Source organism: Sphingomonas sp. Ant20 (assembly GCF_000783375.1).
In the GTDB taxonomy this organism is placed as follows: domain Bacteria; phylum Pseudomonadota; class Alphaproteobacteria; order Sphingomonadales; family Sphingomonadaceae; genus Sphingomonas; species Sphingomonas aerolata.
The window spans coordinates 1-12,002 of sequence record NZ_JRVI01000130.1; the positions used below are offsets into that span (position 1 = coordinate 1).

The 12,002-nt window shown below is 67.3% G+C and carries 6 protein-coding genes and 3 pseudogenes; 7 read left to right on the forward strand and 2 right to left on the reverse strand.

Going from position 1 to position 12,002, the window contains the following annotated elements; all coding sequences use genetic code 11:
* Positions 1 to 492: pseudogene (locus NI18_RS14885) on the reverse strand (MFS transporter); the annotation flags it as partial.
* Positions 493 to 571: 79 nt separating this feature from the next.
* Positions 572 to 2,808 (reverse strand): annotated as a pseudogene (locus tag NI18_RS14890) (beta-glucosidase); the annotation flags it as partial.
* A 260-nt stretch (positions 2,809 to 3,068) separates the two neighbouring features.
* Between NI18_RS14890 and NI18_RS14895 the strand changes: the two are divergent.
* The 7 genes and pseudogenes from NI18_RS14895 to NI18_RS25760 form a co-directional block, all read left to right on the forward strand.
* The gene (locus NI18_RS14895; protein ID WP_037530953.1) at positions 3,069 to 6,125 is read left to right on the forward strand and encodes a TonB-dependent receptor; all 3,057 of its coding nucleotides are present in this window, start codon (positions 3,069 to 3,071) and stop codon (positions 6,123 to 6,125) included.
* 90 nt (positions 6,126 to 6,215) lie between these two features.
* On the forward strand, positions 6,216 to 6,698 hold the full coding sequence (locus NI18_RS28085; RefSeq protein WP_347574866.1) for a tryptophan 7-halogenase: 483 nt from the start codon (positions 6,216 to 6,218) through the stop codon (positions 6,696 to 6,698).
* On the forward strand, positions 6,674 to 7,789 hold the full coding sequence (locus NI18_RS14900) for a tryptophan 7-halogenase (RefSeq protein ID WP_347574867.1): 1,116 nt from the start codon (positions 6,674 to 6,676) through the stop codon (positions 7,787 to 7,789). Before NI18_RS28085 ends, NI18_RS14900 begins: the two co-directional genes overlap by 25 nt.
* Positions 7,789 to 8,505 carry a SapC family protein gene (locus NI18_RS14905; RefSeq protein WP_037530955.1) on the forward strand — a complete coding sequence of 239 codons (717 nt, stop codon included), beginning with the start codon at positions 7,789 to 7,791 and terminating at the stop codon, positions 8,503 to 8,505. The genes NI18_RS14900 and NI18_RS14905 overlap by 1 nt, the downstream gene beginning before the upstream one ends.
* A 135-nt stretch (positions 8,506 to 8,640) precedes the next feature.
* The gene (locus NI18_RS14910; protein WP_128082240.1) at positions 8,641 to 9,531 is read left to right on the forward strand and encodes a cupin-like domain-containing protein; all 891 of its coding nucleotides are present in this window, start codon (positions 8,641 to 8,643) and stop codon (positions 9,529 to 9,531) included.
* Positions 9,528 to 11,001 (forward strand): annotated as a pseudogene (locus tag NI18_RS14915) (tryptophan halogenase family protein); the annotation flags it as partial. The gene NI18_RS14910 and the pseudogene NI18_RS14915, both read left to right, overlap by 4 nt.
* 57 nt (positions 11,002 to 11,058) lie before the next feature.
* A partial coding sequence (locus tag NI18_RS25760) for a substrate-binding domain-containing protein (RefSeq protein WP_037530957.1) occupies positions 11,059 to 12,002 on the forward strand: 944 nt, incomplete at its 3' end.

Sequence of the window (12,002 nt, forward strand, 5' to 3'; positions counted from 1 at the left end):
GCGTCTGGCCATCGCCAGCAGCCCGCCCGCGACCCCCTTGCGGCCATCGGGCACCTCCTCGGCGATGATCGCCATCAGCGGCGCGATCACCGCGTTCAGCGCGACCTGGAACAGGACGATCCCCGCCACCAGCAAGGCAGGCGTGGTCGCGACCGCGAGCCCCGCATAGGACGCCATCGTCGCGACGACGCCCCCGCCATGATCCCGCGGCGGCCCCCCGCCCCGGCTCACCGACCGGTCGCCCAGCCAGCCAAAGCCGATATTCGCCACGCTCGCCGCGATCGCTCCCGCGATCACTGTCACCGTCAGCAGATCGAGCCGACCGTCGCCCGCCACCTGATCGACCTTGATCGGCAGCAGCAGCGTCAGCAGCGGCAGATAGCCGACGACCGCCCCCGCATAAGCGAGCGCGCAGACGAGGAGGAAAGCTGCCGGTCGCGGCGTGGGCGACGGTAACCGACTATGCGAGGGAGAGAAAACGGAACGCGGCACGATGGCGCCCTTGTGACCCGCTCGCCGTCGTCGGGCAACTCCCGAACCACCCCCGCCGCCGCTGGTCTAAGCCCCGGTCAGGTTTCATCGTCATCGGCTCGAGCGTCGTCGTCAGCAGCTGCGACCGGTCCGCGGCATCATGCGCCAGCGCGACGCGGTAGCGGCCCCCGGCAATCCGCCAGCCCGGCAGCGCGGTGTCGTACTGCGCGACGACCCGCGGCTCCGCGGTCAGCGTCACGCGCCGCGACTCGCCCGGATTGAGCGTCAGCCGTGTGAACCCCGCAAGCCGCATCGGCGTCGCCGTCCCCGCCCCGTTCGCCGCCGCCTGCGCGACATAGATCTGCGGGACGTCCGCACCCGCACGGCGCCCGGTATTGACGACGTCGAACGTCACGCTGAGCCGCCGGCCGCCGGTCACCACCGGGTTGCGATAGGCGAAGCTGGTGAAGCTCAGCCCGTGCCCGAAGGCGAACAGCGGCCGCTGGCGCTGCTTCTCGTACCAGCGATAGCCGACGTCCGCGCCCTCGACATAGTCGACCGGAAAGCTTTCGAGCTGGATCGCGGCGGCGTTCGCCGGATTGGCGGCCGCCTGCGCGTCGACTGACGTCAGCCGGTCGAGGCCGACCGGTGCCGGGCGTGGCGCCTGGGTCGCGGCGGCGGGGAAGGTGATCGGCAGCCGGCCCGACGGCGACACCCGGCCGGTCAGGATGTTCGCGATCGCCTCGCCGCCACGCTGTCCCGGATACCAGGCCTGCAGCACCGCCGGCACCGCATCGATCCAGGGCATCAGCACCGGTCCGCCGGTTTCGAGCACCGCCACCGTCCGCGGCTGCGCCTTCGCCACCGCCGCGATCAGCGCGTCCTGATTGTCGGGCAGCGACAGCGTCGGCACGTCCTGCGCCTCGGTCGTCCACTGCGTCGCAAAGACGATCGCCATGTCCGCGTCACGGGCGGCGCGCGCCGCCGCATCCGTGTCCTTGCCGTCGACAAAGGTCACCACCGCGCCCGGCATCGCCGCGGTGATCGCCCGGAGCGGCGACGAGGCATGATAGGTATAGCGCGCGAACGACATCGCCGCGCCCGAGGTCAGCGGGATCTCGATCGGCGCGCCGCCGACCGAGCGGACCTGGCTCGATCCCCCGCCCGACAGCACGCCAACGTCCGCTCGTCCACCGATCAGCACGATGCGTTTGGCGGTACGCGCGATCGGCAGCATCTCGCGGTCGTTCTTGAGCAGCACGATCCCCGCTTCCGCCGCCTCCTGCGCCACGGTGGCATGGCGCGCATAGGGGATCGGCGCCTCTGCGGCGGGCATCGGCGTGTCATAGGCGCCGGTTTCGATCAGGCCGGTCAGATAGCGGACGATCATGTCGTCGAGCCTCGCCTGCGATACGCTGCCGTCGGCCACCGCGGCCTTGAGCGGCGCGCCGAAGTAGATCGCCTTGTCGAGTTCCTGTCCCGACTGCTGGTCGAGCCCCGCATTGGCCGCCTTCGCAGTTGAATGGACCGCACCCCAGTCGCTCATCACCCAGCCGCGATAGCCCCAGTCGCGCTTGAGCACGTCGGTCATCAGATGCTTGTTCTCGCACGCCCAGTCGCCATTGACCTTGTTGTACGCGCACATCACCGATCCCGGTTTCCCGCGCTCGATCGCGATCTGGAACGCGAGCAGGTCGCTCATCCGCAGATCGGCCTCGCCGATCCGCGCGCGACGACCATGCGACCGGTCTCCTGCGCATTGAGCGCGAGGTGCTTGACCGTCGAGACGATGTGGTTCGACTGGACCCCGGCGATATGCGCCCCCGCCATCGAGCCAGCCAGCAGCGGATCCTCGCCGAGATATTCGAAGTTGCGCCCGTTCCACGGATCGCGCGTCAGGTTGACGCCCCCTGCCAGCAGCACGTTGAACCGCTTCGCCCGCGCCTCCGCACCGATCATCGCACCGCCTGCGCGCGCGATTTCGGGGTCGAAGCTCGCGGCGGTGGCAAGTCCGGACGGCAACGCGGTCGCGACGTCGCCCTTGCGCTGTTCGACCTGATTGGCGACGCCGAGCGACGCGTCGCTCTCGCGGACCAGCGGCACGCCCAGCCGCGCGATGCCGTCGATATGACCCGCCGACGGGATCAGCGTGTCCGTCGTCTTGCCTGCCGCCATTGGCGGGAACAGGCCGTGTGCCAGCTTGATCTTCTCGTCGATCGTCATCCGCGCGACGATCGCCGCGGCACGCCGTCGCGCATCGGGTCCGGCGTCCTGCGCCGCCGTCGCTGGCGCCTTGGGCGGAGCCACCTTCGCAGGCGTCTCGCGCGCCTCGACCATGGCGGCGATCCCCATCAGCGACACGCCCAGCATCAGCGCCCGATACCCCGTCGACATCCTCATTCCCTTCCGGTTTTTCGCCTCCCCCTGCGGACTGCGACACGCGTCCGGCCGGGCTGTGGCACCATTGTCACTATTCACAGCATATTTAGTGAACGTTCACAACCAGCAGCCCAAATCCTTGACACGAATCGCGAAAAGGGAAAGTGAACGTTCACACGGAAGGCGCACTCATAGCGTCGGCTACAGGGAGGATTACCATGCGTGGCTTCACGGCTCGCTCGCTTTCGCGTCTTGTCATCGGCACATCGGCACTGGCGCTCGCCGCCATCCCCGGCGTCGCTCTGGCGCAGGATGCCGCAGCCACGGTCGGCAATCCCGGCCCGTCCGACATCGATCCGCAGGCCGCACCCGCCACGCCCGCCGATCCGAATGCGGTCACCGACGACATCGTCGTGACCGGCATCCGCGCGTCGCTGCGCGAGGCGATCGACATCAAGCGCAACGGCCAGGGCGTGGTCGACGCGATCTCGTCCGAGGATATCGGCAAGTTCCCCGATACCAACCTCGCGGAATCGCTCCAGCGCATCACCGGCGTCTCGATCGACCGCTCGAACGGCGAAGGCTCGACGGTCACGGTCCGCGGCTTTGGTCCTGAGTACAACCTCGTCACGCTCAACGGTCGCCAGATGCCGACCTCGACGCTCGGCGACGGCGCCAGCGCGCCCGCCTCGCGCTCGTTCGACTTCGCCAACCTCGCCTCCGAAGGCGTTGCCGCGGTCGAGGTCTACAAGACCGGTCGCGCCGCGGTCCCGTCGGGTGGGATCGGCTCGTCGATCAACATCCGCACCCCGCGTCCGATCGACAAGCCCGGCACGCGCGGCAGCGTCGCCGTCAAGGGCGTGCTCGACAGCTCGCGCAACGGCAAGGATCCGATCACCCCCGAAGTGTCGGGCATCCTGTCCACGACCTTCGCCGACGACCGGATCGGCGTCCTGCTCAGCGGCGCCTATCAGCGGCGCAAGGCGAGCAACAATTCGGCGGGCGTCGGCTTCCGCGACGGCTTTCTCGGCGCGGAGAACAACTGGGGCACGCTCGCCCAGCCCGGCACGCCCGGCGGTGCCAACATTACCAACCGTCCCGGCCCGACCGACGTCTACGAAATCCCGCAAAGCGCCAATTACGATGTCGTCGACATCGATCGCGAGCGCATCAATGGCCAGCTCGTGCTGCAGGCCAAGCCGACCGACACGCTGACCGCCACGCTCGACTTCACCTATTCGAGCAACAAGGTCGAAGTCCGCAACAGCAGCGTCGGTATCTGGTTCAACTTCGGCGACACGCGCAGCGCCTGGACCGATGGTCCCGCGGCTGGCCCGGTCTTCTATTCGGAGAATTTCGCGCCCGGCAAGGATCTGTCGTACAGCAGCTCGCTGACCGCGAACAAGTCCGAGAACAAGTCGCTCGGCGGCAACCTGACCTGGGAAGCGCCCGGCAACGTCACGATGTCGCTCGACGCGCATCATTCGACCGCGGTGTCGAAGCCGACCAATGATTACGGCAGCAGCACGTCGATCGGTGGCGCGATCTTCGGCGTCCAGTCGCAGACGATCAATTTCGAGAAGGACCTGCCGGTCATCTCGTACCAGATGTATCCCGGCATTGACCCGCTGAACGCGTCGCTGATCACGCCGACCGGCAACGCGTTCCGCAACGCCTATTTCAAGAACGAGATCAACCAGCTCCAGCTGAAGGGTCATTACGACCACGACGGCGATTTCCTGAGCAGCATCGACTGGGGCTTTTCCTATGTCGATAACAAGGTGCGCTCGGCTTACGGCTTCATCCAGAACGAGACCTGGGGCGGTGTCGACCCGCGCGGTGCGTCGTTCGGCGCGGCGGCCGTGCCCGACGATTTCTTCAACCTCACCAGCCTGCCCGACAAGTTCAAGGGTGTCGCCGGATCGAACGATCCCGCGCTGCCGCCGTCGATCTACACGTTCAATTTCGAGCAGATGGCCGAACTGCTGCGCTCGCAATATGCGATCTGCAGCGCACCGCAGACGGGCGTCGCGGCGGAAGGCACCTGTCTTGCCAATTACACCAACGATCGCCGCATCCGCGAACGCACGATCTCGCCCTATATTCAGTTCAACGGCAAGTTCGACATGTTCTCGATGCCGGCGCACCTCATCGGCGGCGTCCGCTATGACGAGACGCAGGTGAACTCGTCGGCGCTGGTGCCGATCCCGAACGGTACGCGCTGGACGGGCGCGAACGAATTCGCGCTCACCTACGGCGCCAATTCGTTCACCTCGCTGAAGGGCCGCTATCACAACTGGTTGCCCGCGGTCGATTTCGACATCGAACCGCTCCGCAACGTCAAGCTGCGCGCGTCGTACAGCCACACGATCACGCGCGCCGATTACGGCAGCCTGCAGGGTGGCCTTAACATCGATTCCAACCCGCGCATCGGCGGCGGCACGGGCAGCCAGGGCAATCCGAACCTCGTCCCCTTCAAGTCGAAGAACATCGATCTGTCGGCGGAATGGTATTACGGTGCCGAAAGCTACATCTCGGTCGGCTATTTCAACAAGGACGTGAAGAACTTCATCGGCACGACGCAGGTCAACACGTCCGCGTTCAACCTGCGCAACCCGGGCTCGGGCCCCCGCTATCGTCAGGCGGTCGCAGCACTTGGAACGACGGACAACCTCCAGGTTCGCGACTACATCCTGCGCAACTTCCCCGCCTCGTCGCAGGTCACGGGCACCAGCGATTCCGGTCTGCTGAACGGCAACATCTTCGGTCTGCCCGAGGACGATCTGTTCAACTTCCAGCTGAGCCAGCCGTTCAACAGCGACCAGACCGCCAATATCGACGGGTGGGAGTTCGCGCTGCAGCACAGGCTCTGGAACACCGGGCTCGGCGTCATCCTGAACTACACGATAGTCAATGGCGACGCGAAGTATGACAACACGCTCGATCCGAACATCGGCCAGTTCGCGCTGACCGGGCTCAGCGACAGCGCCAACGCGGTCGCCTATTACGACAAGAACGGCATCCAAGCGCGTGTGGCCTATAACTGGCGCGGCGAATTCTATGCCGGCGGCGCCTTTGACCCGCTCTATGTCGAATCCTATGGGCAGGTCGACGCCAGCGCGAGCTATCAGGTCACCACGGGGCTCGCCGTGTTCGGCGAGGTCATCAACCTCACCGGCCAGGGCCGTCGCGGTCATCGCCGGTCGGACAATTTCGCCACCTTCGCGCAGCCGGGCTATGCCCGCTACGCAGCCGGCCTGCGGTTCAACTTCTGATCCGCGGCGCAGCCGGCCTACGGAACGACCACTCCCCCGCGGGGGGTGGTCTTTTCGGCGCCTTGGCGGCACACAATGACAGTGTCGGACATGCAAACTGACGGGCTGGACATGGATCGGGCGATCACCTCGATCGTGATCGTCGGCGGTGGCACCGCCGGATGGCTCGCCGCGTGCCTCATCGCCGCCCGCGCGGACCGCGATGCGGAGCATCCGCTTCAGGTTACCCTGATCGAGTCGCCTGACGTCGCGACAATCGGCGTGGGCGAAGGCACATGGCCGACGATGCGCCGCACGCTCGAGCGGATCGGCATCTCCGAAACCGAATTCCTCCTCGCCTGCGATGCCGCGTTCAAACAGGGATCGCGCTTCGACGGCTGGCGCACCGGCGCGCCCGACGACCGCTATCTCCACCCCTTCACGCTCCCGCCGATGCAGCCCCCCGCGATCTCGCCTCGGCCTGGTCCGACAGCGGTCTGGCCTTTGCCGAAGCGCTCTGCGCGCAACATGCCGTCTGCAGCCAGGACCTTGCCCCGCGTCAGCGCGCGATGCCCGATTATGCGGGCACGCTGAACTATGCCTATCATCTCGATGCCGGCAAGTTCGCCGCCCTGCTCGCCCGCCACGCGACCGAACGGCTCGGGGTGCGCCACCTGCGCGACCATGTCGTCGGCGTCGATGGCGCGGCCGATGGCGACATCGCCGCGGTCCGCACGCGCGTATCGGGCCGGATCGAAGGCGACGTGTTCCTCGATTGCACGGGTCATGCCGCACTGCTGATCGGCGAGCATTACGGCGTCGGCACGATCGACCGCGGACGCGAACTCTTCAACGACCGCGCGCTCGCAGTCCAGCTGCCGGTCGCCGCCGATAGCGTGATCGCGTCGCAGACCAATGCCACCGCGCACGCCGCGGGTTGGATCTGGGATATCGGCCTGCCCGCGCGACGCGGCATCGGCTGCGTCTATTCGTCCGCGCATCTCGACGACGACGCGGCGGCGGACACGCTTACCCGCTATCTGCGCGCGACGGCCCCCGACGCACCACTCCCCGACTTTCGCCCCCTGCGGTTCCAGTCGCGCCACCGCAACCGCTTCTGGCACCGCAACTGCCTTGCGATCGGTCTGTCCGCCGGCTTCCTCGAGCCGCTCGAGGCGTCTGCGATCGTGCTCGTCGAGCTGTCGGTCGAGGCGCTGCTCGACAATTTCCCGGCGACCCGCCGCACGATGGATCTCCACGCCGCGCGCTTCAACACGCTGTTCCGCTATCGCTGGGACCGGATCGTCGAGTTCCTCAAACTGCACTATGTCCTCAGCCAGCGCGACGAACCCTATTGGCGTGATCACCGCGATCCCGGCTCGATCCCGCCGCGTCTCGCCGACCTACTGCTGCTTTGGGCCGACCATCCCCCGTCGCACGCCGATTTCCCGATGGTCGACGAGATCTTTCCCGCGGCGAGCTATCAATACGTGCTCTACGGCATGGGCTTTCCCGCGCCGCGCCGCACGCCAGTCCGCACGGGCGCGCGCGGGGCCGCCGACATGCTCGTGCAGCAGGTCGACCGGCACGGTCGCATGCTCGCCGCCGCCCTGCCGACCAATCGCGCCTATCTCGATGCCCTGCGGCATGCGATGACAAGCGCTACCATGGAAACGAGAGCCTGATGCCCGACCACGCGATCCTGACGCCCGAAGAGCACCGCGACCTGCGGATCCGCACCGACCGGTCGGATGCGCTGGGCGACGCCGTGATGGCGTGCATCACCGTCCCCAGCGAGTTCCGCCGTGTCCAGACGCATTATCCAATCCTCTTCCAGCGCGACCAGACGCGCGACGGCTTCACCGCGCTCGCGATGTTCGGGTTCGAAGCGGGCGAAAACCTGTTTCTCGACGGCGACCGCTGGGATGCCCGCTATCGCCCGCTCGCGATCGACAGCCAGCCCTTCCTCGTCGGTCGGGGGCCGGAGGGCTCGTCGCTGCGCCAGGTGCATATCGACATGGCGAGCCCGCGGATCGGCGCCGGCGAAGGCATGCGCGTATTCGACGATACCGGTCGCCCGACGCCGTTTCTCGAACGCATCGCCGATCAATTGCGCGCGCTCGACGAGGATTATGTCGCCGCGACCGCGTTCTTCGCCGCGCTCCAGCGTCACGACCTGCTCGAACCGCTGACGCTCGACGTCACGCTCGACGATGGCTCGAAGAACCGGCTGGTCGGCTATCACGTCATCGACGAGGACCGCCTGGAAGCGCTCGATCCCGCATCCGTCGCCGAGCTCCACGCCGAAGGCCATCTGTTGCCGATCTTCATGGCGCTCGCCTCGCTCGGCCAGATCGGGGATCTCGTCGCGCGCAAGAACCGACGGCTCGCGCATGGCTGACGCCGGCACCGCGGGGATCTTCGCCGCCCTGCCGCGGATCCGCGAAGTCGACATCAGCGGGCCGGCGGCGCTCGACACGCTGCTGCGCGAGGCGACGACGCCGTTCACGTCCGCGGGCTCGTTGCCGACTGGCCGATGGTCGAGGCCGGTCGCCAGTCGGGACGCGCGGCGCGCGACTATATCGAGCGCCATGCCCGGCCCACGCCCTTTGCCGTCTCGGTCGGCGCGTCGCAGAGCGGCGGCCGGCTGTTCTACGGCGACATGCAGGGCATGAACTTCCAGATGATGCGCGCGCCGCTGCCCGAGATCTTCGCGCGGATGACCGAGAACGAAGGGGTGGACGGCGCACCGTCCATCTATCTCGCCTCGATCGACATGCAGAATTTCTTCACCGGACTGCACGAGGCCAATCACGTCGATCTCGGCGACCGCACGCCGCTCGCGAGCATCTGGATGGGCACGCCGACCCGGATCGCGGCGCATAACGACGCGCCCGACAATCTCGCCTGCGTCGCGGTCGGTCGTCGCCGCTTCACGCTGTTTCCGCGCGACCAGTTCCGCAATCTCTATCTCGGTCCGGTCGACAATACCCCCGCGGGCCGCGCGGTGAGCATGGTCGACTTCCACGACCCCGACTTCGCCGCCTATCCCGGCTTTCGCGATGCGCTGGCGCAGGCGCAGGTCGCCGAACTCGACGCCGGCGACGCGCTCTACATCCCGGCCTTGTGGTGGCACCATGTCGAGGGGCTTTCGGACTTCAACGTGCTGGTGAACTACTGGTGGCGCGACACGCCCCGCTGGCTCGGCCAGCCGCAGGATGCGCTCAACCACGCGCTGCTCGCGATCCGCGACCTGCCTGAGGACGAGAAACGGCACTGGCGCGCGATGTTCGATCACTATGTCTTTTCGGAAGACCCCGCGGTCGCGGCGCATATCCCCGAAGCCGAGCGCGGCGTCCTCGCCCCGCTCACCCCCGACAGCGCAGGCAAGCTGCGCGCCTTCCTCCTGAGAGCACTCAGCCGATGACCACGCCCCCGATCCACCGCGTCGTCATTGCCGGCGGCGGCACCGCCGGCTGGATGGCCGCCGCCGCGATCGCGCGGACGATGGGCCGCACGGTCGCGGTGACGCTGGTCGAGTCCGAGGCGATCGGCACCGTCGGCGTCGGCGAATCGACGATCCCGCCGATCGTGACGTTCAACCGCCTGCTTGGGATCAACGAAGCCGAGTTCATGCGAGAGACGCAGGCGACGTTCAAGCTCGGCATCCTCTTCGACAACTGGAAGGATCGCGGCGAAACCTATTTCCATTCGTTCGGCACGACCGGCAAGGATCACTGGTCTGCGGGCTTCCAGCATTTCTGGCTGCACGGGCTGACGCGCGGCCATCACCAGCCGTTCGACGATTACTGCCTCGAACTGCGCGCCGCACTGCAGGGCAAGTTCGCGCATCTGCCCGATGGCCGGATGAACTATGCCTATCAGCTCGACTCGGGTCTCTACGCCCGCTTCCTGCGCAAGATGGCGGAGGCCGACGGCACGACCCGGGTCGAGGGCAGGATCGCGCAGGTCGAGCTGAACGGCGAAAGCGGCGACATTGCCGCGCTGACGCTCGACTCGGGCGCTCGGATCGAGGGCGACCTGTTCCTCGACTGCACCGGCTTTCGCGCGCTGCTGATCGAACAGGCGCTGCATGCCGGGTTCGACGACTGGACGCATTTCCTGCCGTGCGATTCCGCGATCGCGGTCCAGACCGAGAGCGTCCGGCCCGCTCTGCCCTATACCCGCGCGATCGCGCACGATGCCGGATGGCAATGGCGCATTCCGCTGCAGCACCGCACCGGCAACGGCATCGTCTATTGCAGCCGCTATCTCGATCACGATGCCGCGCTCGAGCGTCTGCTCGGCACCGTCGAGGGACCAACCCTGACCGAGCCGAACAGGATCCGCTTCGTCACCGGCGCGCGACGCCAGCAATGGCACCGCAACTGCGTCGCGATCGGCTTGGCCGGGGGGGTTCATGGAGTCGCTCGAATCGACGAGCATCCATCTGATCCAGCGCGCCATCCTCCGTCTGCTGCGGATGTTCCCATCGGCCGGGATCAGTCCGCGCGACGTCGCCGAATTCAACGAACAGCAGCATACCGACATGCTGCAGATCCGCGATTTCCTGATCCTCCACTACAAGGCGACCAACCGCCGCGACAGCGCCTTCTGGCGACAATGCGCGTCGATGCCGGTGCCCGATTCGCTCGCGCACAAGATCGCACTCTTCCGCGAGACCGGCCGCGTCTTCCGCAAGAATGACGAGCTGTTCGCCGAGAACAGCTGGGTCCAGGTGATGCTCGGCCAGGGCATCGTGCCGCAAAGCTATCACCCGATCGCGACCAAGATGCGCGACGACGAACTCGTGCGACTGCTCGGCGGGCTGCGCGACACGACCAACGCGACCGTCGATGCGCTGCCGGACCATGCCGCCTATGTCGCGCATTACTGCAGCACCGCGCCGTCTGCCTCGGCGGGATCCCCGCATCTTGCTAGGCGCCGTCAGGCCGTGACGATCAAGCACGTTGCAGCGGACGCCGGCGTCTCGCTGCAGACGGTCAGTCGCGTCGTCAACAAGGAGACCGGCGTCCGCCCGCAAATGGCCGAGCGTGTGCAGGCGTCGATCGATCGGCTCGGCTATGTTCCCTCGATCGCCGCGCAGCGGATGGGCGGTTCGCGCTCCTATCTGATCCTCGCGCTCAACGACCGTGAACGCACGATCGCCGCCTGGCGCGCGCGGCAGGGGACCGACTGGGTCGACCAGATGCTGCTCGGCGGGATGCTGACCTGCGCCGAACATGGCTATCGCCTGATCGTCGAGCTGGTCGATACGCATAGCGATCATATCGAACGCGAGCTGCTGGGCGCGATCGCCGCGCTGCAGCCCGACGGGGTGATCCTCACCCCACCGCATTCGGGCAATCCGCTGATCATCGATCTGCTCGCGGCGCAGGACATCCGGTTCGTGCGGATCGGCTCGATCAGCGAAGGGCCCGGCGTGCGCCTGATGATGGACGACGCGCGCGCGGCGCGGATCGCGACCGAGCATCTCGTCGCGCTCGGCCACCGGCGGATCGGCTTCATCGCCGGGCCTGCCGAGTATGAACTCAGCGGCTGGCGCGTCGATGGCTGGCGCGCGGCGATGGCGGATGCGGGGCTGGCCTGTACCGACCTGCTCGCATCGGGGGATTTCAGCCATGCCTCGGGCCGGGCCGCCGCCCGGACGCTGCTCGCGCTGCCCGAGCCGCCAACCGCGATCATCGGCAGCAACGACCAGATGACGCTCGCGACGCTCGAGCTGGCGCGCGAAACCGGGTTGCGCGTGCCCGAGGAGCTGTCGCTGATCAGCTTCGACGACACGCCGATCATCCGCCTCGCCCACCCGCCACTGACCGCGATCGTCCAGCCGATCGCCGAGGCGTCGGCGCGCGCGGTGAGCCTGATCATCGCCGG